At 67.1% G+C, this 21,363-nt stretch carries 18 protein-coding genes; 5 read left to right on the top strand and 13 right to left on the bottom strand.

The features are described 5' to 3' along the window. Positions 1-150: 150 nt before the first annotated feature. The 9 genes from ACYOEI_RS36475 to ACYOEI_RS36435 all read right to left on the bottom strand — a co-directional run bounded on the left by ACYOEI_RS36475 (position 151) and on the right by ACYOEI_RS36435 (position 10,463). Positions 151-459 (bottom strand): FliG C-terminal domain-containing protein, encoded by a 309-nt coding sequence (locus tag ACYOEI_RS36475; RefSeq protein WP_462855293.1) that lies wholly within the window; start codon positions 457-459, stop codon positions 151-153. After that, positions 452-1,021 (bottom strand): FliG C-terminal domain-containing protein, encoded by a 570-nt coding sequence (locus ACYOEI_RS36470; RefSeq protein WP_462855292.1) that lies wholly within the window; start codon positions 1,019-1,021, stop codon positions 452-454. Before ACYOEI_RS36470 ends, ACYOEI_RS36475 begins: the two co-directional genes overlap by 8 nt. Next, complete coding sequence (locus ACYOEI_RS36465; protein WP_462855290.1) at positions 1,018-2,502, bottom strand: flagellar biosynthesis/type III secretory pathway lipoprotein; 1,485 nt, start codon at positions 2,500-2,502, stop codon at positions 1,018-1,020. The genes ACYOEI_RS36470 and ACYOEI_RS36465 overlap by 4 nt, the downstream gene beginning before the upstream one ends. 478 nt (positions 2,503-2,980) lie before the next feature. Beyond that, complete coding sequence (locus tag ACYOEI_RS36460) at positions 2,981-3,592, bottom strand: hypothetical protein (RefSeq protein ID WP_462855288.1); 612 nt, start codon at positions 3,590-3,592, stop codon at positions 2,981-2,983. 741 nt (positions 3,593-4,333) lie between these two features. Next, positions 4,334-6,178, bottom strand: coding sequence for an ArnT family glycosyltransferase (locus ACYOEI_RS36455; protein ID WP_462855287.1), 1,845 nt, complete (start codon positions 6,176-6,178; stop codon positions 4,334-4,336). 190 nt (positions 6,179-6,368) lie between these two features. Next, positions 6,369-7,604: a TlpA family protein disulfide reductase gene (locus ACYOEI_RS36450; protein WP_462855286.1), complete on the bottom strand. Its 1,236-nt coding sequence runs from the start codon at positions 7,602-7,604 to the stop codon at positions 6,369-6,371. 99 nt (positions 7,605-7,703) lie between these two features. Beyond that, on the bottom strand, positions 7,704-8,477 hold the full coding sequence (locus ACYOEI_RS36445) for an AAA family ATPase (RefSeq protein WP_462855285.1): 774 nt from the start codon (positions 8,475-8,477) through the stop codon (positions 7,704-7,706). A gap of 339 nt (positions 8,478-8,816) precedes the next feature. After that, the gene (locus ACYOEI_RS36440; RefSeq protein ID WP_462855284.1) at positions 8,817-9,653 is read right to left on the bottom strand and encodes a TrmH family RNA methyltransferase; all 837 of its coding nucleotides are present in this window, start codon (positions 9,651-9,653) and stop codon (positions 8,817-8,819) included. A 426-nt stretch (positions 9,654-10,079) separates the two neighbouring features. Next, the gene (locus tag ACYOEI_RS36435) at positions 10,080-10,463 is read right to left on the bottom strand and encodes a hypothetical protein (protein ID WP_462855283.1); all 384 of its coding nucleotides are present in this window, start codon (positions 10,461-10,463) and stop codon (positions 10,080-10,082) included. Positions 10,464-10,980: 517 nt separating this feature from the next. Here ACYOEI_RS36435 and ACYOEI_RS36430 point away from each other — a divergent pair. Then, positions 10,981-12,378 carry a cytochrome B6 gene (locus ACYOEI_RS36430; RefSeq protein WP_462855281.1) on the top strand — a complete coding sequence of 466 codons (1,398 nt, stop codon included), beginning with the start codon at positions 10,981-10,983 and terminating at the stop codon, positions 12,376-12,378. Positions 12,379-12,470: 92 nt separating this feature from the next. Beyond that, positions 12,471-13,334, top strand: coding sequence for a GNAT family N-acetyltransferase (locus ACYOEI_RS36425; protein WP_462855280.1), 864 nt, complete (start codon positions 12,471-12,473; stop codon positions 13,332-13,334). A gap of 165 nt (positions 13,335-13,499) precedes the next feature. On the opposite strand, the gene ACYOEI_RS36420 is transcribed toward ACYOEI_RS36425, so the two are convergent. Next, positions 13,500-15,164: a serine hydrolase domain-containing protein gene (locus ACYOEI_RS36420; protein WP_462855278.1), complete on the bottom strand. Its 1,665-nt coding sequence runs from the start codon at positions 15,162-15,164 to the stop codon at positions 13,500-13,502. Between the two features lie 122 nt (positions 15,165-15,286). Further along, positions 15,287-16,771 carry a sigma-70 family RNA polymerase sigma factor gene (locus tag ACYOEI_RS36415; RefSeq protein WP_462855276.1) on the bottom strand — a complete coding sequence of 495 codons (1,485 nt, stop codon included), beginning with the start codon at positions 16,769-16,771 and terminating at the stop codon, positions 15,287-15,289. Positions 16,772-17,219: 448 nt separating this feature from the next. On the opposite strand from ACYOEI_RS36415, the gene ACYOEI_RS36410 reads away from it, so the two are divergent. After that, the gene (locus tag ACYOEI_RS36410) at positions 17,220-17,636 is read left to right on the top strand and encodes a hypothetical protein (protein ID WP_462855275.1); all 417 of its coding nucleotides are present in this window, start codon (positions 17,220-17,222) and stop codon (positions 17,634-17,636) included. 230 nt (positions 17,637-17,866) lie between these two features. On the opposite strand, the gene ACYOEI_RS36405 is transcribed toward ACYOEI_RS36410, so the two are convergent. Further along, positions 17,867-18,811 (bottom strand): ADP-ribosylglycohydrolase family protein, encoded by a 945-nt coding sequence (locus ACYOEI_RS36405; protein ID WP_462855273.1) that lies wholly within the window; start codon positions 18,809-18,811, stop codon positions 17,867-17,869. 228 nt (positions 18,812-19,039) lie between these two features. Between ACYOEI_RS36405 and ACYOEI_RS36400 the strand changes: the two genes are divergently transcribed. After that, positions 19,040-19,588 carry a hypothetical protein gene (locus ACYOEI_RS36400; protein WP_462855272.1) on the top strand — a complete coding sequence of 183 codons (549 nt, stop codon included), beginning with the start codon at positions 19,040-19,042 and terminating at the stop codon, positions 19,586-19,588. 70 nt (positions 19,589-19,658) lie between these two features. On the opposite strand, the gene ACYOEI_RS36395 is transcribed toward ACYOEI_RS36400, so the two are convergent. Continuing rightward, positions 19,659-20,528, bottom strand: coding sequence for an NAD(P)H-binding protein (locus tag ACYOEI_RS36395; RefSeq protein WP_462855355.1), 870 nt, complete (start codon positions 20,526-20,528; stop codon positions 19,659-19,661). A gap of 183 nt (positions 20,529-20,711) precedes the next feature. On the opposite strand from ACYOEI_RS36395, the gene ACYOEI_RS36390 reads away from it, so the two are divergent. Then, positions 20,712-21,347: a TetR/AcrR family transcriptional regulator gene (locus tag ACYOEI_RS36390; RefSeq protein ID WP_462855270.1), complete on the top strand. Its 636-nt coding sequence runs from the start codon at positions 20,712-20,714 to the stop codon at positions 21,345-21,347. Positions 21,348-21,363 lie beyond the last annotated feature (16 nt).

The raw sequence follows: 21,363 nt of genomic DNA, 5'->3' as shown, positions 1-21,363 counted from the left end.
TGACGAACGAAGTTCGAGGCCCCGGGGTCTTCTTACCCCTCGTCCCGTCCCCCGCGCGGCCGATTCGACCGCACGCGAGGGGCGAACGAGATATGTCGGAATTCCCTGGGTGATTCGCGGCCGATTGGCCGAAAACAAAGGGGCCGATTCCTAGGCCACCATGTCCTCGGGGTCATCGAAGGCGACCTGCCCCGCCCGGCTGAGCCGGCAGAGGGCATCGACGACGGCACGCTGCGCGGTCTGCACGGTCTCGAATGAGACCGACGCATGCGCGTTGACCTGGGCCTCGAGTTCGACGGCCGAGGCGGTGGAAAGCTTGGTGAAGAGCAATCGGCGGACGCCCGGAGGGGTCCCGCAGAGCGCCTCGAGGAGTTGTTCGCGAGACACTTGACCGAGGACCGCACGGAGGTCGGTCCCGTCGAGGTCTCCCAGGTCTTCGAACGCGACGAGGTCAGACAAGGATGGCCTCCTGACCGTTGGGGTCGGGAAGGGTGAGTCGTCCGTGGTCATGGAGGCGACGCAGCCTTTCGGTCACGTCGGCCTGGGCGGCCTCGGCATCATCGAGGCGGAACGGCCCGAGCTTGGCCAAGGCCCTGCGAAGCGAATCGGCCGAGGAGGCCGAGAGAGCCTCGAGGACCCTGGCGCACACCGGGCGGGCCGCCCCGGCCAGGGCCAGGGCCCAGGTCGCGGCGTCCTCCTCGTGATACGCCTCCCGGATGTCTCTATCGTCCATCTTGACCACATCTTCGAACACAAAACGGAGCCTTCGCAGGCCCAGGCCGTAAAATTCCTCAAGGACGGAATGCTGCTCCGCCGGAGCGATCCGCTCGAGCCGGGCAATCTCGAGGGTCACCGCCTCGACCGCCGAGCGGTCGAGGTGGGCCAGGAGCTGGGAGGCCAACGGCTGCTCGAGGCTGACGAGCAGGATGGCCGCCTTGCGGAGCGGCGTGGGCTCGTCGTCGGGGTCCGGAGACCCGGCCACGCCCGACGCGGTCGCTCGGTGCGATTCCTGTCGGCTCATCCGGCGTGCCCTCCCTGTCCGATCCAGCGGTTCAGGACGCTCGCGGCGGCATCGGGATTGCGCCTGATCAACTCGCGGACCCGCTCGGTCGGGGCCGGGACCGACTCGGACGGCTCATCCCTCGTGTAACGGCCGAGGTCCTTCTCGGGAGCGGGGGGAGCCGGCGACGGCCGTCGGACGGCCAGCATCCTCAATCCGACGATCAGGGCCATCGCCGCGATCCCACCGGCAACACCCGCGGGGAGCCACCAGGAGGGGCTCCGGAGCGTCTCCGGCATCGCGGGGGGCACCGGCGCGATCCTCGTCTCCACGTCGTCCGGGATGGTGTCGATCTTCGGCTCCTCGCCCACCTCGGCGGGGGCGACCGCCAAATCCACGGCCTTTCGGATGAACCCGTGGGTCTTGGCCATGAGCTTGCTGATCTCCTCGGAGGACAGGCTCCGGCTGGCGGCCGCTCGGTAGTAGAAGCTGCTCGGCACCTTGACCCAGACCTTCGCCAGATAGCGGTCGACGGCCGGGGCCGGCGGCGGAGTCGGCTCCTTCGGGACCGCGGGGGCCGGCTTCGGCTCGGGGTCGAGCGGCACGACGGGCATGTTGGCCATGACCATGTCGTGCGCGGCCGGCGGCGGCTCGGGCGCCGGGGTGGGCTTCGGCGGCGGCGGAGGGGCGGGGACGAGGCGCACCGAGACCTGGAGCCCCTTGATCCAGGAGAGCTCGTCGGAGACTTGCCGACGGATCTCGTCCTCGCGGGCCCTGGTCCTGGAGATCGCCCCGACCGTGGGATTGCCCGCCTTCAGATAGAATCGCCCTCGGGCGATCACCGAGACGGCGTCGGCCTTCACCTCGGGCTCGTTCGCGACGATCACGTTCTGGATCGCCTGCACGACGTCGGGGTTGAGCTCTCGGTTGTCCTCGGTGTCGAGGTCGACCGAGGCGCTCGTCATCGACACCGGCCTCAGGCCTTGGTAGGTCCGGATCCGGTTGAGCCGGACGAAGACCGACTCGATCCCGTTGAACTTCGCGATCAAGGATTCGAGGATCTCCTCGCGAACCTCGAGGTCGCGCTGCTCTCGCTCCGAGGCCGTCTCGAACGACTTCCAGAGCCCGGAGGCCTGGGTCCTCCGACGGATCTCGGTCGGCGAGTGCGGGCCGAGGTCGAGTTTGGAGAGGATCGCCGAAGCTTCTTCGAACCGATCGGCCGAGACGTCGATGCACTGGTCGACGACGCGATACGGGATTCCCTCGGCGTCGAGGGTGCGGGTGATCTTGTCGCGATCGCCCGAGGTGTAGGATCTCCCGCCCCCGAGGTACTTGCCCGAGGCGGGGGCGGTGGCCATGTAGCCGAACGCCAGGATCGCCGCGAGCACACCGAGGCCCGCGAGCCAGCGTACGGCCGGCCCTTGCTCCAGCACGGAACGCCGGGCGCGCGACCAGTAGTCGCGGATCCTGGCGGCCGGCGTTGAGGGGTTCTCGGTCCGCATCGACTCTCCTCCGAGCCTCTTCGGTCGCGACGCATCCGCCGAGTATGCCCGAGTCCCGCGAATCCTTTCGAGGGGCCGTCCGGGGTCGACATCGCCGCGGTCTTTGGAGGCGCGTGAACGGGGAAAGCAGACGGGAAGGGCCCAATCGGCCGGCTCGCCCCGAGGGTTCCGCGAGGGCCGTTCGACGCCCTCGTCCCTCGACTGTCGCGAACCGCCGCCATCCCGATCCTTGGGATCCAGGGGCCCGTCGCATCCTGCATTGGGGATTTATCCACAATCAGCCCGGTTTGTCAATCGCGAGCGACGCGGCAAGGCGTGCCGATTCGGCGGTCCTCAAACGACGAAAAGGCCCTCGCATCGTGCGATGCGAGGGCCGCTTGAATCTCAAGAGGATTCAGACCGAAGCCAGGGTTGGCTTCGGTCCGGGCTCCGTCGGGTCTCGGGAGGTCCCGAACACCCCACTTGAGCGAGGGCTAGCTCAGTTACCCGCGGGGGTGGAGAAGAGCAGGCTGCTCTGGGGGGCGTTGGCGGCGGGAGCGGCCGGGGCCGGGGGAGCGGCGGGGACTTCGGCGGCCGGGGCGGCCGGGGCGGGAGGAGCCTCGTCGCCAGCCGGGGCGGCAACGGCTTCGGTGGCCGGGGCGGTGTAGCTGGCCGCACCGTAGATCTGGCCGCTGGCGACCGCCTGCGGGCTGCTGTAGCCCTGCGGGCTGCTATAGCCCTGGGGGCTGGCGTAACCCTGGGCCGTCGGGTAGACGGTGCTGCAGGTGTCGCAGGTCGGGGCGGCGCAGGGGGTCTTGTGGTTCCAAACCAGCTTCTTCTTCAGCACCCACTCGTACTGGAAGGTGAAGCACTTGGGCTTCTTGAAGCCGGAGAAGAGGTTGCACTTCTTGGGGGCGGCGCAGGGGCTGTAGCCGCAGTCGCTCTGGGCCGAGGCGATCGGGGCCGCCTGGGCGCTGGGGATCACGCCCTGGGGCGAGGCCAGGCCGCAGGTCGAACAACCGCTGCCCGCGAACAGGCCGCCCGCCATGCTCACGGTGGAGGCGCCAAGAGCGACGGCGAGGGCGAGGCTCAACGTCAAGGGCTTCAACATGGGAGACTATCTCCTTGGCAATCGATCGATCAAGGGAGGCGAATCCGGCCGGCCGTCTCGCTCATCCCTTTAGTTTGGCTGGTCACGGTGTCGTCCTTCGGCGGGCTTTCCCGAGCCCGAGGCCTTGCGGCCCAACCCTCTCGACGACACCACCCAATCGGTGCTCCCGAGTCCTCGCCGTGGCCGTTGCCTTGGCGAGCCATGACATGTATCGTCATCGCAGGCAGCCCCCTTGAGGTCGCTTCGCGTTTTATACCAAGGAGTTACGTCGACAGATCGTGCCGGTTGTACGGGTCGGGAAATCCAGGGAATCTAAACAAAATGAGACGCCGGCAAACTCGAGGTAATCCGAAAACCATCAGTCATCCCGTTTCGCCAACACGCAATCTCTCCCCAATCCCCAACGTCAAACTGACGAGAATCCCGTTCGGATTGGGTAAGGATGATCCCCTCCGGTAGGCGGGACACTGTTGCCCTGTGGCTTTCGTCTCGGCTTGCGGAGCAAGAGCGGGGCAGGAGTGCCCCGCCAACCGGGGGGAGGCCCGTCCGGTCCTGTGTGTCAGATGACAATGAGAGTGGCGGCTCACTCCGAATCAAAGGTCGACGAGGCACTGGGTCCTCACCGCCGAACGAAACCGGCGTGCGCGCACACAGAGGGGAGGTGCCAAGCTTCGGCGCCTCCCCTCTGCGTTTGAGGATTCGGTGGTATTGGGAGGGGGATCCCCCCCTACCCTGGCCCGCCTACTTCCGCCCGCTCTCGTTCTCGGAGGAGCGGGTCGCGATGGGGCCCGAGGAGTCGACGCGGAGCAGGACCAGCTCGTGCCGCACGAGGCCCTGCTCGGAGTGGACTGGGGTGGCCAGGCCCGCAAGGGCGGGGGCGAACGGCTCGTACAGGGCCTTGCGGATCAAGACGTACGAAGAGGAGCGATCCGGGCTCGCGATCCAACTCAGGAGGATCTTCTTCTCGGACTCGAGCCGCTTGTTCGGGTCGAGCTCGAGCTGCCCCGTGCGGAACTCTTTGTAGAGGTCGAAGCCCTTGTTGTAGACGGGCTGGCTCCCCGGCACCGGGGCGAGCGTCCGGTCGCGGAGGTAGAACCAGAGCCCCTCGTCGAGCTCGTGGAAGAACATGACGGTCCGCACGTCGGGCGGGAGGACCTTGTCGATGCTTGCGGCCAGGGCCCGATGGCTCCGCGTCCCGTTCAAGGTCGGCGCGACCGCGCCATAGATGATGAGGATGCCGAACGCCCAGGCCCCGACGAGCGAGGCCATCGCCCCGACGTCGGCCCCTCGACGCCACGCCCAGGCGCTCACGACCACCGAGGCGACGGCCGCGACCGAGAAGGCGATCATCCAGCCCAGGAACTCCGGCGCGATGCGATAGATGACCACTGGGGCGACGACCGCGGCCACGAACCCCGCGACCCAGTGGAATTGCAGGACGCGCCGGGCCGCCCCGGAACCTTCCCCCGTCTCACGCGCCACCCTCGTCAGGCGGACCCATTCGAGCCCGACCAGGAGCGCGACACCGGGTAGGCACGGTAGGTAATAGTTGGGCTTGGCGACCGACCAGAGGCAGAACATCGCCAGGTTGCCAACCGCCCAGGCCCAGGGGAACCAGATCAATGGACGGTATTTCTTCCCCCGAGGCATCAACGGCAGGATCACGGCGGTCGTCGCGAAGATGATCCAGGGGGCGGTCATCAGCGGCCAGTCGGCCGCGAGCACGTCGTGGTGCCGGTGGTGCGAGATCCCGGCCGTCCCCGCCTTCTGGCCCATCTCGAGGTACCAGACCCGTGCCGCGTTGGTGTCGTTGATCACGACCGGGACCGGCCAGCTCAGGGCCAGGAGGACGAACAGGCCCAGCCCCCAACCGTCCGCCAGGCAGCGCAAGCCTTGCCGGAACCGGCCCGCCGAGGCCAGGTACGGGATCAGGGCGAACGCGACGAGCACGATGATAATCGGCCCCTTGGTCAGGAAGCCGAGCCCGAGCGCCTCATACATCACGAAGTTCCAGACCCGGGCCCCCGGTGGCTCTTCGTCGAGCGCCTCGCGATTGCCGTGCAGTCGCCGCCAGGCGGCGTAGATCGCCAGCGTCGTGAAGAAGGCGAGCGGGCCGTCGTTCCCCGCCTGCCGAAGCTCGCTGATGAAGAATGCCAGCGAGGTCAGCACGAACCCCGACGCCAGCCCGACCGACCGGCCGCCGAGCCGGCAACCCAGCGCATAGACGAGCGCGACCATGCCGAGCGCCGAGAGGGCGCTGGGGAGCCGGACGACCCACTCGTCGCGAAGGCCGGTGAGCGTGACCAACGTGGCGATGGTCCACCGAGGGAGCGGCGGCTTCTCGAGCCGGGGCCTCCCCTGGATCTGTGCCACGAGCCAGTGCTTCTGGTCGACGGTGTCCAGCGCCTCGGCCGACGCCCGCTGCTCGCGCTTGCCCCAGAGGTCGACCGCGCCGAGGAACCCCAGGAACACCACACTCGCCAGGACCGCCAGGACGACTTCCATCCCCCAGCGCCGGGCCCACGCCCCGATGGCCAGCATCGGCATCGACTCCTCCCTGAGCGTCGCCTCAACGCGCTCGGCCAACGATCGCGCATTCCTTCCGCGATCCCGGAACTCTCACTGAAGACGCGGCGGGAAAATAACCGAGAGCTACGAATTCAGCAAGCCGTTTGTCGCGGCCCCTCGATGAAGCCCCCCCATTTCTGCCATTCGCGCTTCCCCTCGCCGACCCATTCAACTTACCCCTCTGGGGAACCTCGCCCCGAGGTGCCCCCTATTTGGGCCGGATGACGTCCCGAGGCTCCTCTTCACAGGCTTTGACGACGGCAAGGACATCGCTTTCGGCAAACGATCCACAGGAACGAATCACACCCTTATGATCAATCAGCACGGCGTGCGGAAACCCCTGGATCGCCCACTGCGTGCAAATTGGCCCCTCGACACCCGACTCCCACCAACAAGGCCAGGTGATCTCGCCCTGGTCGATCGCGCGACGCAAGGTCTCGGGGTCCTCGTCGGTGTTCACACTCAGGAGGGCGAACGGCCGGCCCTTGAGACGCTCCACGAGGGCGCGTTCTTCGGGGTACTTCGCCCGACAGGGCCCGCACCAGTTGCCCGAGAAGGTCAGGAACACGACCCGGCCCCGATACTCGCTCAGCCGGAATCGGCGTCCCTCGACATCCTTGCCGTCGATCTCCGGGGCCACCTGCCCGACCTCGAGGTCGCGAAGCCGCCGCAAGTCCGCCCGAGCCACGTCGGCCAGGTGTTTTCCCCCGTCCGAGGAGAAGGTCGGGTCGTAGGGAAGGTCGCCGTAGTCGGCGATCGCCAACTCCAGCAGCCGTTCCCCTTCACGCGACAGGGCTTCGGGGTCCTCCCGCAGGAGCTGATTGTAGTAAGGCAAACGGTGGGGAGAATCCGCCTTCACACGCCCCATCCGCTCGCCGCCGCCCGGCTCCTTCAGCGAGGCGACGGTTTCCGACTTCACCAGGAGAAACTCGCCCAGCGCCAGGCACGCACGCCCCTTGATCCCTCGATCGGTGCTCCTGGTAAAGACCGTGTGGAGGAAATCATCCCTGAGGGGCGCCGCCCCCGCGACGAGTTCCAGGCAGAGGCGACCGACCCGGACGTCGTCGAGATGGGCCTTGGCGAGCCGGTCCATGGCCCGCTTGATCCGTTCCCCCCGCTCCTTGAACGCGTCATATCCACTAGTACTGGTCGCGACGATCCAGATGAGCGCGTCGACCGAAGCGGGGTCGTCGGGGTTCGCCTCGGCCAGGGCCAGGAGCCTTGCGTAGTAGTCGTGGGGCGACGGGAACCTCGCGCGAAGCTCCTTTTGCCGCTCTTCGGTCGTCGCCGACCCGTGCTTCGCGTTGAACTCACGTCGGGCCGCAACGAGCTCATCGAGCACGGCCTGATACTGTTCGCGGACGGTCAGGCCGTCGGCCGCTTTATCCCCTTCGCGTCCGCCCAGACCGCCGACGAGTAGCACCGAGACGACGATCGCCCGCATCAGTCCCCTCCCGCACCTTGCCAAGGACAATGAGCAGCCCGCCCTTCCCCCACTGTAAGACATTTGTCATTGGAACACAACCCGCCGCCGGGGACGACATCAACGCCTGGAACGCCCCTTCTTCCGTGTTGAGGACGCCGCCTTCTTCAGGACCAATCGTTCGGCGTTCTCGAGCGTCTTCACCCCGGCGGTGAAGGCGGCGGAGGGGCCGAGCTTGAAGGAGCCGGCCCGGTCTTTCTCCAGGGTTTCGAGGGCCGCCTTGACCGACGAGGCCGCGCGAAGATCATCATATTTTTTCGTAACCTCATCCACCGACCGGCGCAGGTCTTCCAGGGTCGTCTTGACCGTTTCGCGGTTCTTCTTGCTCTCCTCCTCCAACGCCTTGCGATCCGTCTCCTTGGGCACCTCGTCCTTGAAGTCCTTGAGGTGCGACTCGACCTCGGCCAGTTCCATCCGGATCTGGTTGCGCTGGGCGACCAGCGGCGACGAAAAGCCCCCCCGGCCGAAGTTGCCGGCCCCCTGCCGCCCCGGGCCATTGCCTTGTTGAAAACTTTGCTCGTTTATTTGTTGATTCATATCCTCGAGCCTCTGCCGGAGCTCGGTGCGGCATGCCTCCAACTGGGCGAGCTCGCCCGAGGCGCGGCCCGACTCCTCCTTCCGGTTCTCGGTCGCGGTGTACTCCGCGAGGGTCGCCCGGGCTTCCTTCATCTTCTGCAAAACGGGCTTCTCCGCGTCGATGACGAAGAGCCGGCCCGACCTGATGAGCCCCTGCTCCTTCAAGGCCGTCAAGGCCGGGGAATCGGCCGCGAGCGACACACTGGACGCGAGGACGACGACGGAGAAAGACCACGCGACCGGGCGAATCTTGAGCATTGTTGCCCCCATTCTATGGGACATGGTGAGGCCGTCATCGTCGAGACGATGTGAAGGGGGCGGCGGCCAGCTCCCCTACGTTGTAGAACGTAGGGACTTCCTCCGCGCCGACCGAGATTCATAAAAAGAAACACTTCGCCGAATCCAACCACAAACACCCACCAAGGACAGAATCCCGAGGGAACGGATCGCTTTCCGAATGTTCTCTCGGGACCCTTTGTGCCTTTGTGGTGAGTCTGTCACCACCTCAATCGCAGACGACCCGGTGGACTTCAGCGAGGGGTTTCCCCCCGGGTCCTGCACTTCAACAAACACAGCGTGCCCGAAGTCGTACGGCACTTATGGACGGTTGCTCGGCCTCATCGCCCTGGCACGATACACCTCGTAGAGGAGTAAGCTCCCGGCCACACCGAGGTTCAGCGAGTCGGCCGCACCGACCATGGGGATGCGCACGAGATCCGTGCAGAGATCACGCTGGGTTGGCGAGAGTCCCTGGCGTTCCTCGCCCAATGCGAGGATGGTGGGTCGGGGATAGTGGAAGCGGTGGAGGTCGGCCGAGCCGCCCGGCGAGGCGCCGACGACGCGGCAGCGATGGCGGCGGACCCAGTTCCGAAGGCTTCGGTCGTTCGTCCGGATGAAGGACTGCCGGAACAACGCCCCCATCGAAGCGCGAACGACCCCCGGAGCGTAAGGGTCGATCGAAGGCCCGACCAGGATGAACCCGGCCCCCCCGATGGCCTCGGAGGTCCGGATCAGGCTCCCGAGGTTCCCCTCGGAACGGACCGCTTCGAGCAAGATCCAGCAGAGTCCGGCCTTCGGCGAGGCGCCGTGCAGCGTCGACCACTTCTGGGCGACGATCGCGCCCACGCCCGAGGCTCGAGGCATCGCGGAGATTTGGCGGAAGTCTTCGGGAGACATGTGGAACGTCGGCGTGCCCGACCGGCATCGGTCGCGGACCAACTTGCGGGCGATCGGGACGATCAGGAGCTTCTCGCTCCAGACGAGCAACTCGATGGGGACGTCGTTCTCGAGGGCATGAACGACGTTCCTCACCCCCTCGATGAAGAACACCCGCCGAGTATCCCGGTGGGCGCGATCGGCCTGGAGGCGCCTGATCTCATCGAGCGTGGACCGGACATCGGGCAGGGCCCGAACGGAGCCGATATCATGTGGCATTCTCCTTTTGGCGAGCCCAGGGCTCAGTACGAGGAGATGGCGGAGCCCGTGTCCCGACCGACCACAATCGGCCGTGATTCAGACAGCAGGACCGCAACCGAACAAGATAGCGGCTCGACGCGGAGATGCCCAGGGGGCGTCCAAGCGAATCACACAAACGAACGCTTTAATGCAAATCCAATAACAACATCACCACCTTCTTTGGACCCTCGCCCTGCCCTTCGGCGCAAACGCGGAGAGGTGATGACGATGTCGGCCGACCCTGCGAGATCGCTCGGGGTCTCGGCCGCCCGATTGTGCGGGGATGGGGGGGGAAGGGCAAAGGCGATCGGCTCTCGAGCGACGTACGTGAAGGTCCGTCCCGAGGAGAACCGGCTCACGCCGACCGGAGGGGACCGACCGGGTTGATCCGCATTCGAGTCGCGATCAATCCAGGACGACGTCTCCGGAATCGATCCGGGCCGCCACATCCTGATGAATCAAGATGATGACGTCGTTGCGGGCATGGGGGATGGCGCGGTAGAGACCGGCCTTGGCTTCCCGTCGCATCGTCGTCAGGATCCGGTTGATCCCGTTGCCGAGGCCGTCCACCTTCCCGAAGGGGATCAGTTCGGCGACCGGCTGAAGTTGGTAGCGAAGGTGCGGGATGTTGCCGTTCCGGGAATACTGCTGAAAGCCGAAGTGGACCTCGTTGATGATCGCGTCGTACTGCCGACTCGTGATCACGACCGGATCGGCCCCGGCGACCGACAAAAGGAATCGGTCCTCCAGACCGGCGGGAGCCTCGGGTCGGTAAGCTCGCGTGCGCATTCGCGACGTTCCTCTCCTGCGGGGCGTGAAAGTGAGCGCGTGTGCCGGACCCCCGGTCGCGTCAACGACGCCACCCTCGGCTTTGCTTTTGAGGATGGACGCCCGGGGCCAAAGGACGGCGAACCGCCATCACTCGACCTCGACTCTTCTTAACTATTCATCGACCCTTGGCGGCGGCAACTCTCGCCGATTCCGGACGACCGTCGACCACTCCCGGTCATCGTCCTCAAGGACGGGCAGGATCGGCCCGACTCCCGCACGGTCACCGAGGCGCGGACTCACCCAAACGGAATTCCCGACGACCTGTTGTGATCGCGGGACGGTTGCGTTCAGATCCAGGGGAAGGCCGGAGCGATCCCGGCGGACGCGGGACGGCGAAAGACTCGACGGCGGAGGCCCGTGCGACGGAGAGGCCTCGTGAACGGGCGGAAGGGGGCGGGGTTGTCCTCCTCGCGCGCCCAACTGTTAAGGCGGAGCGCTCGGCCCGTCATCGTTTGCCAATGAAGAGGGGGAACACATGAAAGCCGGTAGGGCGAAGGCTTGGGTTGCGTGGTTGACCGTGGCCACATCCTCGGGACTCTCGGCGTATGGGCAAACGCCCGGCGCGAAGGACTCGAGTTATCTTCCGGTCGTGGTCAAGGAGACGCCCGAGGCCGTCCGGAAGGGGATGGAGGCCGCCAAGCCGGAGATCATGGCGAGGCAATTGGGCCTGCTCGCCGAGCGGTACGACCTGGACGACCGGCCCGCCGATGGCGTCACCATGTCGCGCGGCAAAGCGGTTCAGGGAGGGGTACGGGCGAAGTTGCCGGCCGGGATGACCTGGGAGGTGCTCGGGACGATGACCCCCGAGGAGATCAAGGCCCAGGACGTCTTCCCCAAAGGGTTCTTGCCCCTGTCGCACCCCAACCACCCCGAAGGTGGGATGATCTTCCCGAAGTTCCACATCGACGAGATCAAGCGGCAGGAGGCCCGCGACCTCACGCGGTACGACCTCGACTATGACCTCCCGGACCACGTCCTGCCCGAGTTCCCCGCGCCGATCTACCTGACGACGAGGCCCGACCTCGGCGACGTCTCGCAAGGCAAGGTCGTCACGATCGCGAACTACTTCGCGATCTTCGACGGGATCCTGAACCCGAAGCAGCTCGAGGGGCTCCGCCTGCTCGTGACGCCGTTCCCGCAGCAGCAGTTCAACTCGACCGACGACCGGCGCTCCGTATTGCCGAGTCGGGGGGTCACCTGCTTCGATTGCCACGTCAACGGCCACGCCAATGGCGCGACCCACCTCGCGCCCGACGTCCGTCCCCAGGCGTCCCGGCACCGGATCGACACGCCGACCCTCCGTGGCGTCCACATCGAGCGCCTCTTCGGCTCACAGCGGGCCCTCAAGAGCATCGAGGACTTCACCGAGTTCGAGCAAGGGGGGGCCTATTTCGACGGCGACCACGTGATCGCCGCCAAGAAGGGGGTCAACCACCTCGACCGCTCGACGCAGGTCTCGTTCATGGCCGAGTTCCAGGAACTGCTCGACTTCCCCCCCGCCCCCAAGCTGAAGATCGACGGCAAGCTCGACCCGAAGAAGGCGACGGAGGCCGAGCTCCGCGGCCAGGAGGTCTTCTTCGGCAAGGGGACCTGCGCGACCTGCCACGTGCCGCCGTATTACACCGACAACCTGATGCACAACCTGAAGACCGAGCGGTTCTTCACCGCGAGGACGATCAACAACCACACGGCGGTCGGCGACGGCCCGATCAAGAACTTCCCCCTGCGAGGGATCAAGGACTCTCCCCCCTACCTCCACGACGGCCGGTTGCTGACCCTGGATGACACGGTCGAGTTCTTCAACCTGATCCTCGAGCTGAAGCTCAACGCGTCGGAGAAGGGCGACCTCATTGCCTTCCTCCGACAGCTGTAAACATCAGGATACAAGGCTGTCTTCCCGATCGGGCCTTTGGACCCGGCGCAAGGGCCCGATCGCACCTTCGCCACCACACCAGGAACACCGCCATGGGCGATTTCCGCGTGGAACGCATGCCCCGAGAGGAGCTCGACCGCGCCCTCGACGCGGCCGCCCTGGAGGGCTGGAATCCCGGCCGGCACGACGCCGAGTGCTTCTGGGCCATCGACCCGTCCGGGTTCTTCATGGGGACCGTGGACGGCCAGGTCGTCGGCCGGGCCTCGGCGGTGGTGTACGACGACACGTTCGCCTTCTGCGGCCTCTACATCGTCGCACGCGAGTTCCGGGGCCTCGGCTACGGCCTGGCGATCACCCAGGCCAGGCTCCGCCACGTCGGGGACCGCAACGCGGGGCTCGACGGCGTCACCGCGATGGTCGACCGATACGCGAGGCTCGGCTACCGCTCGAGTCATCGCAGCATCCGCCATACGTTCACGCCCCGGGGCCCGATCGACTTCGGGACCTTGCCGAACGGGGCCGAAACCGGGGTCGTGGACGTTTCGGCCGTCCCGTTCGAAGCCCTGGTCGACTACGACGCCCGGCACTTCCCCGCGCAGAGGCCCGCGTTCCTGTCGCGCTGGGTCGCCCAGCCCGACACGACCGCCCTGGCGTTCGTCGACGGCGGATCGATCCGGGGCTTCGGCGTGATCCGGGCCTGCCGGGTGGGCTTCAAGGTCGGCCCACTCTTCGCGGACGATGAGGAGGTGGCGACCGCCCTCTTCGGGGCGATCGCCGACAAGGGGAGGGATGCGCCGGTCTCGCTGGACGTCCCCGAGCCGAACCGCGCGGCCATGGCGTTGGCCGGTCGACTCGGCATGGTCCCTGAGTTCGAGTGTACCCGCATGTACCTCCGCGGCGACCCGGGCCTGCCGCTCGACCGCATCTACGGCATCACCGCGTTCGAGGTCGGGTGAAAGCCACGACCACGCGAGGATTTCAGCACAAAGGCACAAAGGGGAAGGGCCAGAGAGAGCCAATCCTCCTCGATCTTCCTTGTTGAGTATTCTTTGTGTCATGTGTGCCTTTGTGGTGAAGAAATCTTCCGATGAAGGCTCGGCGGAGATCAGCGAGAACTCTCGTCAACGCGATAGGGCCGGGCGGTCCAGGGCGTTGAGTGCCTCGATGGCACGGTCGACCTTGCCCCGGGGGTATCCCGGAGATTGCCAACCGATTCGGACCGCCCGCCAGTAGTAGGCACGGGCCCGCTTCGGGTCGCTCGAGGCGAGGCGACCTCCCAGCGCGACGCAGGCGTCGAGGGTCAGTTGGTCGTCCTCGAAGGCCGAGTCGGCGAGCCGCTCGAGCAGGCGCAGGGCCTGGGCCGTGCGACCCGTCGCGTCGAAGAAGCGAGACGCGAAGAACAGGGCCGCCGGGTGGACCGGGCCCGGCGGGGTCAGGGCGAGGGCCAGGCGCTCGGTCGTCGGGTTGAGGGCGGGGTCGTCGTACCTCGAGAGGACCTCGAGGCCGGTGAGCCCCGAGTCGAGGAGGCGTTTGGGCCTCAGCTCGAGGAGGGTCCGCAGGAGCCCCCGGGCCTTGTCGCTGTCACGATTCGGCCCCCACATCAACTCACGGACGACGGCCTGAGCAAAGAGTTCTTCGGCATGGATGGGGTGCGGCTTGCTCGCGTCGAGTGCCGTCAACCCCGCGCGGATCGTGGGGAGGTCCGCGTCGAATGAGGGCCCCTCCGCCGCCGTCTCCTTCGCAAAGACGAAGTGCTTGAGGAAGGCGACGGCGAGCGGGGCGTCGAGCACGTTGCCGTAGCCGAGGCGGGTCGACTCGGACAGGTTCTCCGAGTTGGCGAGCGCAATCAGCGTGACCTTCCGGTCCGGCACCCGGAGCAACAGGGCGGAGCTGCCGTTGCCGTAGCCGTAATGCCAGACCAGGCGGGTGCCGGCGAATTCTTGCGAGAACCAACCGATCCCGTAAGGCCGAGGCGTGCCGTCGCGTCCGAGGCCGGGCGACTCCATCACCTCGTAGCTCCGGCCCGAGATCAACGCATGCTTCTGCAATGCGACCGCGTATCTGGCGAGGTCCTTGACGTTCGAGAAGAAGCCCGAGGACGGGAAGTAATCCCTCGGGACGGGCGGGTTCGCGGCGGGGGCCGGCCGGCCCGTCGCCGGGTCGAATCCTCCGTACGGCTTCGCCAGCAGGCCTCGCAACGAGTCCGAGAGCGCGACCCCGGGCTGCGGCAGGGTCCGATCCATCCCGAGCGGCCGAAAGAGCCTGCGAGCGACGGCCTCCCCGTACGCCTCCGGGGTCGTCCCGAAGGCCCCCAGGACGAACCCGAAGCGGTTCCCCTCGTAGCAGTAGACCTCGCCCGGAGGCCCCTGCGACGTGTGGCTGAGGACGTGCCGCAAGCGGACCTCCGGCGTGATCCGCGTCGGGTAGAACCAGCGGTGGAACGGGTATTTCACCACCCGGTCATCCAGCGAGACCTTACCCTCCTCGACGAGCTGCATGAGGACGACCGCCGTCATCGACTTCGTGACCGAGGCGATCTCGATCAGGTGGTCGGTCGTCATCGGGACCTTGGCCTCGAGGTCGGCATGACCGTAGGCACGCTCCATCACGACCTGGCCGTCGCGGACGACCGACACCTGGAGCCCCGCCACGCCAAGGAGGCCTCTCAAGGCCTCAACCTCACGCCCGAAGGCGTCGGGACGATCCGCGGACGTCGCGGGCTCCGAAGCACCGGCCGACGCTCCCAACGTCACGCCTCCCGCCACGCAGACGAATACGACACTCAACACTTGCGTAAACCTACGAAAACCCATGCTGTACGTTTTCAAGAAGGTGCCTCCAGAGACGGACGAAGACCGGGCCCCGCCTGGGGGTTCCGTTCGAGGTCCAGAGTTCTTGGTCGAGAGCGTCAGCGCACGATGAGGAGCGAACGATCGGAAGTCATCTTGTTCACCTGCCGTGGCGCCCCGATCGACTCGACGCGGGCATCCCCGCGCGAGAGGACGCTCAGGGTCCCCTTCGGGCGGACGATCCCCGAGGAGTGGCCCGACGCGGTGACCTTCGCGTCCTCGACGGCCAGCCGGGAGGCGTCGAGCCGGGCCTCATCGCCCAGGACAGCCGACAGGTCTTTGATCGTCCCGGAGGCCTCGAGCTTCGCCGAGTCGGAGACGGTCAGGACCACGGTCGGGGCCTCGAGCCCCTCGGCCACGACGGCCGAGCGGCCTTCGGCGAGGACCCCGACAAGCCGGGGCGCCGTGACGCGAACCTCGAGGAGGTCGACTCCTCCCTGCCCTGCTCCGTCGCCGGCCTCGTCCTCGCGGGGAAGCCGCTCGAGGACGAGTCGGCCGCCTTTCGCCCTGGCCTCGACCTTCGACCGCAAGCGAGCGGCCTGGGCCGGGCCCCCGACGACCGTAAACCGCGACTCGGCCCCGGGCGAGATGACCACGCGGAGGTCGCCGATGACGCGCACCTCGTCGAACGGAGCCACCGGCTCAGGCGGTCCCGAGGCCTGGGCAACAGCCTCCCCCTGCCCGACGACCCGACGGACCTCCACCCCGGCGCCTGCGACCGCCAGGGCGAGCACGATCGCCCACTTCCAACGCGCCAGGGCCAACGAACGCAAGACGCCATCGGCCAGCGTTCCCAAGGCCTCGGGGACCGTCCCTCGTCCTGCGGAGATGACCGCGCAGGTCGAGCGAAACAGCAACTCCAGGGCCTCGGGAGAGACCGTCGCGGACCCTCCGGGCACGACGGCAGCCCCTGGGGCCATCCCCGCAGGCGCGAGGCCTCGCCGTTCGAGCTCGCGCCTCAGTCGATCCCGCCCTCGGGCGAGGCGGCTCTTGACCGTCCCGACGGGACAGCCCAGGTGCCGCGCGGCATCTTCGTAAGAACGCCCTTCGAGATCGCAGAGCACGATCGGGGCTCGAAACCGTTCGGGCAAGCGGTCGATCTCCTCGTGGAGCGCCCCGACGACCTCACCTTCGTTCGCCCTCGAGGTCGATCGGCCGGAGTCCTCGGCCGCCAGGCGTTCGACCCTCAGCCGACGCCCCGACGCCTGCCTCGAGCGGACCGCCACGCGGCAGGCGACGCGATGCAGCCAGGGGCCGAGCGAGTCCCGGACCCAGAGCGAACGGCCGCTCCTCGCGAGGGCCAGGAACGTCGCCTGGAATGCGTCCTGGGCTTCGTGCTCATTGCGGAGGATCTCCCGGCAGGCGAGGTAGACCATCCGCCCATGCCGCTCGACCAAGGCTGAGAAGGCCCCCTCGGCCGCCTCCCCGCGACCCGCCGTGAACCGCTCGAGCAGTTGCCCGTCGGTCAGGCCGCCGGCGACCCCCACCGTGAACAGCGTGCGAAGGTCCCTCAAGGCCGCCACCCCGTCCCAGCGTCGGATCACGCGTCTCGCCCCCAAAAAGGCCCCTTTCGATGCTCCCCGACACCAATAAGGCCGGCAAGTTTCCCGATTGTTCCCGAGGCCGAAAAAAATTCCGGCCTTCGCCGGTTGGGGCAATACGACCCATCCGCCTTCCGCCCCGGGTCAAGACCTCGGACGTCCGGGAAGGTGGCGCCCAGGGAGTGCAAGGAGTGCGGAAATGGCTTGATAGAGGAGATTCGAGACGTCGATTGTGATGCCTCCACCCACACAGTGTCCCGAGGGTACGGGTCGTCACGACCACCTCGACGACCTCGCAAAATCGCCGTTTTCTGAAAAATCGGCACCCCGCAGCGTCTCTTCCTCCCTTTTTCATTGCGGCTTGGCGCAAGCGCTCTAGTGTTGCCGCCCCATTGCACATTACACTTGGATGGCTTTTACCCCCCCACTGCATTTTCGTTATGAGGCAGTCATGGCCAAGAAACTCGCCACCAAGCACGTCGAGAGTGAGGAGCGACAGGAAGAACTGACCGACGTCGGCAGCGCCATCTCGAAGGCCGAGGCGATCCGGCGCGCCCTCGCCGAAGGGCTCGACATGCCCGAAGAGGGGACCGAGTTCATCCGCAAGAACTTCGGACTCGAGGTCAGCAAGCCCCACTTCTCCGCCACCAAGTCCCAGATCAAGAGCCGGGTGCCGACGAACGGCGACGCCCACCACAACGGCTCGAGGATCCGAGGCAGCCGGCCCTTCGACGGCTTCCTCGCCCCGCCCTCCAAATCCCTCTCCGGAGGGGAGGCTGACTTGCTCGCCGCCATGGAAGCGTTGAAGCCCCTCGTCGCCATCCTCGGTGCCGAGAAGGTGAAGAGGATCGCCGACCTCCTGGGTTGACGGTGATCCCCCGGGCAAGAAGGCCCTTCTTCGTAATCCAGCCAGTCCGGCCGGTGTGATCCCCGGCCGGACTCGTTCGCCCGTGCGCCGCAATTGAGAGATCAAGGCGCACGCCAGCATTATTAAGGCGGTCTGATGACACGAAGACACCCTACCCATCAAAATCCGCTGCAACACCATTCTTTAAAAAGTCGAGATCTCGCGTTGACGACCGCGGAAGAATGAGCAGGTTAGGTCCGAGCCTTGAGATATGTCGAGAAGAGTTGTTCCGACAATCCCTTCAAGTACCCCTTCCCCTTCGGGCTATCTTCCAGCAGGTCGACCAACCTCGACGGTATGCGTTCGACCCCGAGGTAGGAGCCGGCCAGGGCCCCGGCCATCGCGGCCAGGGTGTCGGTGTCTCCCCCGAGGAGGATGACGTGGCCGATCGTCTCCTCGAAGGAATCCGGCGTGAGGGCGAAGCTGGCGATCGCCGTGGGCACCGATCGGTGCGCCTCGATCCCGTTCCCGAGCCTGGCGAGTTGCTTCGGGGTCTCGACCCGGCTCGCCTCGTCGATCTTCTCGCGGTACGCGTCCGACTCGCAGGCCGCCGAGAGTCCCTCGAAGAAGGCCGCCCGATCGAACCGCTCCGCGCGGGAACTGAGAGCCACGGCCAAAGCCAAGAGTTGAGCCCCCTCGATCCCCAGCGGATGCACATGAGTCGGCAACGCCGAGAGTCGCGCCTGCTCCCAGAGCCCGCGGAAATCGTCGCGGAACAGCAGCCCGACCGGCGCGACCCGCATCGCCGCCCCGTTGCCGAACGAACCGCCGGGGAAATACTGCTCGGCCACCGTTCGATGGTCCCGCCCCTGCCGCATCGCCTCCAGGACAACTCGGGCCCCGCGACCGTACCCGCGAGACGGCTCGTAATTGTCGACGAACGCCCGTATGAGGGTCGCATCGACGATCTCTCCCTCGGCGACAAGCGTTTCGGCGATGCCGATGGCCATCTGCGTGTCGTCGGTATACCAGATCTCATCCCGAGGATAATTGATCAACCCCCGGACCGTCCCGGCTCGAACCTTGATCGCCTTCGCCTGCTGCCCCTCGAACCGGCCCCCAAGTGCGTCCCCGACGGCAAGGCCAAGCAATCCTCCCGCAAAGCGGCCCTTCAGCATCGAATCCGTGGTCGCCATCCCGAAGGCCCTCCCTCCCGATACGCAACACCACCGGTCGGCCCCATCCCGCCGCCAGGCCTTGGCGAGCGAACCGAAACCATCCTACCCTCGACTCGGCCATCCCCCTATTCCCCAACGTGTCGGAACGAACGTCCTCGCCAGACGAAAGGACTCTCTTGCCCCAACATCCGACAACTGTCATAATTCCCCAAATGCGTGTTGACCGCCCGTTCCGACGGAGCCGAGATGTCGCGTGCCAACGAGTCCAACCGCGCCAGGCGTCCTTCCCTGATCGGGGCGATGGCCGTGGTCGCGCTGATCGCCGTCGACTGCGCCGCGTTGCGGCCGGCCTTGCCGCTCGACCTGGGCTTCCTCAACCCGTCGCTTCCGCCGGCGGTGGTGAGCCAGTCGTTTCCTACGATCCCGAACCCGGGGCTCGCCGTGATGATCCTCGTGCTCGAATTCGGACTCTTTCGCGTCCTCTCGCGGAGGGGGGCGGCGAGGGCCTTCTGGCTCGGCTTCGAGCTCGCGGGCTGGGCGTACGTCCTCGCGGGCTCCGCCATCGACCAGGCCGCCTGGCAAGGGCCCCGCAACCTGTTCGAGGGATACGTGCTCGGGAGGCCGATCACCCTCGCCATCGAATTGCGGCGATTCGTCCTCTTCGCAATCGCCCTGCATCTTACGGCCGCAACCGCCGTCGCACTCATCGCCGGGCTCGTCTCCCGGTCGGTGTGGGGACAGGAGCGGCCACACCTCCCATCCACCGGCGCCGTAACTGCGGAGCACGTCCCTTAATTCATTAACGCAGCATCCTTATCAACTCACGGACAATCATTGCGCCTGCCGAACCCTTGATCCCTTCACATTATGAAACCACCTTGTCGGCAAACCCTTTCAGGACGTCGGCGAGCGGCACGAGGCCCTTCTGCGACCCGGCCTCCCCGGATTCGAACGCGATCCAGCCCTCGTTGAAGCCGTCGAGCATCCGCATCCTCGGCGACGGGTTCTTCATCCCCTGCGAGGTGAAGAGCTCGGCCCAGGTCTCTCGCGGGACGGCCTCCGCGCGGACGGGTCGTCCGAGGAGGTTGGCGAACGTCGCGGCGACCTCGGCCGGAGAGACCCGCGTGGGGCCTTCCAGCTCGACGACCCGCAACCCGCCCGAAGGCGTGCGGAGCAGGCCGGCGGCGACCCGCCCGACGTCGGCCGTGGCGACCATCGGCACGGGGACCTCGAGCGGTTGGAGGAAGCTCGCGAGTACGCCTCGATCCCGGGCCGCCGCGACGTCCCACGAGGCATTCTCCATGAACCAGGCCGGCCGGAGGAAGGTCAAGTCGAGCGGCAAGGTGCCGAGGCTTTGCTCCATGAGCCCCAGTTGCGTCAGGAGGTTGACCTCGGCCGCCTGCGCCCCGATGGTGGAAAGGACGACGACCCTCCCCGGCCTCGAACTGTCGAGCGCCTCTCGAATCGTGGCCGCGATCCGGCGCGACTCGGGGAACCCCGGCGACGGGTCGAAGTTCGGCGGCAAGAGCACGAAGACGCCCCGGGTGCCCCGGAACGCCCCGGCGAGCGCATCCGCATCCCCCACGTCCGCGACCGCGACGTCGCACCCCGCCTCCGCCCACACAGCCCCCTTCCGCTCGTCCCTGACGACGGCCCGGACCCGCTCGCCGGCCGCCAACAACGCGCGGGCCACATGCCCGCCGACTTGCCCCGTGATCCCGGTGATGGCAAACATCATCCCCTCCTTTCGGCCCTGCCCTCGTCGGAAGGCGCCCGGCGAAGACCGCGACGCCCTGGCCCTCGGCACCCAACACCAATACGATACGTTCCGTATCGTATTGGATCAAGAGCCGATCGACCTCGCGGTGGCGTGCGGCAGGGTCGCCGGTTACATTGGGGAGGGGCTGGAGTGGAGCCGATGAACACGAGCGAAAACGAGGCCGGTGCGAAGGGGACGGTCGGGCGTCCTCGGGACGAGCAGACGACGGCGAAGATCCTGGCGGCCGCGCTGGCGCTCGCGGAGGAGGCCGGGTTCGACGGCCTGACGGCCGAAGGGGTCGCCGCGCGCGCCGGGGTGGGCAAGGCGACGATCTACCGGCGCTGGCCGAACGTCTGGGCGGTCGTGGTCGACGCCGTGTTGGCGGAGGTCACGCGGGTCGCCCCGGTCGTCGAGCGGGCGACCGCCCGCGAGAGCCTGGCCGCCTCGATGAAGCTCGTGGCCCGGTCGTTCCGAGGCCGCCACGGTCGCCTCTTCCGGCCCCTCATCGGCCTGGCCCAGACCGACGAGACCCTCCGCGCCGCCATCGACGCCCGCTGGCTCTCCCCGCGCCGGGAGCTCTCGCGGGCGATCGTCCGCAAGGGGCTCGAGCGGGGTGAGCTCCGCCCCGGCCTCGACCCGGACGTCGTGATCGACGCCCTCTACGGCCCGCTCTACCACCGCCTGCTCCTCCCCTATGCGGGCACGGCCGTACGGCTCTCCGACGCCTACATCGACGCCCTGGTCGCGACCGTCTTCGAAGGGCTCGAGCGTCCGGGAGCCCGCCCAGTTCCTTGACCGAGCGTTCCCCCAA

The sequence above is a fragment of the Singulisphaera rosea genome (assembly GCF_054877945.1).
The sequence above is the reverse complement of the archived record's forward strand: the minus strand, read 5'-3'. Positions and strand labels throughout refer to the sequence as shown.

Excerpts from the sequence above, each read along its gene's own strand:
- ACYOEI_RS36470 (WP_462855292.1), bottom strand. The coding sequence starts at position 1,021 with ATGAGCCGACAGGAATCGCACCGAGCGACCGCGTCGGGCGTGGCCGGG.
- ACYOEI_RS36465 (WP_462855290.1), bottom strand. The coding sequence starts at position 2,502 with ATGCGGACCGAGAACCCCTCAACGCCGGCCGCCAGGATCCGCGACTAC.
- ACYOEI_RS36460 (WP_462855288.1), bottom strand. The coding sequence starts at position 3,592 with ATGTTGAAGCCCTTGACGTTGAGCCTCGCCCTCGCCGTCGCTCTTGGC.
- ACYOEI_RS36430 (WP_462855281.1), top strand. The coding sequence starts at position 10,981 with ATGAAAGCCGGTAGGGCGAAGGCTTGGGTTGCGTGGTTGACCGTGGCC.
- ACYOEI_RS36410 (WP_462855275.1), top strand. The coding sequence starts at position 17,220 with ATGGCCAAGAAACTCGCCACCAAGCACGTCGAGAGTGAGGAGCGACAG.
- ACYOEI_RS36390 (WP_462855270.1), top strand. The coding sequence starts at position 20,712 with ATGAACACGAGCGAAAACGAGGCCGGTGCGAAGGGGACGGTCGGGCGT.
- ACYOEI_RS36405 (WP_462855273.1), bottom strand. The coding sequence starts at position 18,811 with ATGGCGACCACGGATTCGATGCTGAAGGGCCGCTTTGCGGGAGGATTG.
- ACYOEI_RS36425 (WP_462855280.1), top strand. The coding sequence starts at position 12,471 with ATGGGCGATTTCCGCGTGGAACGCATGCCCCGAGAGGAGCTCGACCGC.
- ACYOEI_RS36395 (WP_462855355.1), bottom strand. The coding sequence starts at position 20,528 with ATGTTTGCCATCACCGGGATCACGGGGCAAGTCGGCGGGCATGTGGCC.
- ACYOEI_RS36450 (WP_462855286.1), bottom strand. The coding sequence starts at position 7,604 with ATGCGGGCGATCGTCGTCTCGGTGCTACTCGTCGGCGGTCTGGGCGGA.
- ACYOEI_RS36400 (WP_462855272.1), top strand. The coding sequence starts at position 19,040 with ATGTCGCGTGCCAACGAGTCCAACCGCGCCAGGCGTCCTTCCCTGATC.
- ACYOEI_RS36435 (WP_462855283.1), bottom strand. The coding sequence starts at position 10,463 with ATGCGCACGCGAGCTTACCGACCCGAGGCTCCCGCCGGTCTGGAGGAC.
- ACYOEI_RS36440 (WP_462855284.1), bottom strand. The coding sequence starts at position 9,653 with ATGCCACATGATATCGGCTCCGTTCGGGCCCTGCCCGATGTCCGGTCC.
- ACYOEI_RS36445 (WP_462855285.1), bottom strand. The coding sequence starts at position 8,477 with ATGCTCAAGATTCGCCCGGTCGCGTGGTCTTTCTCCGTCGTCGTCCTC.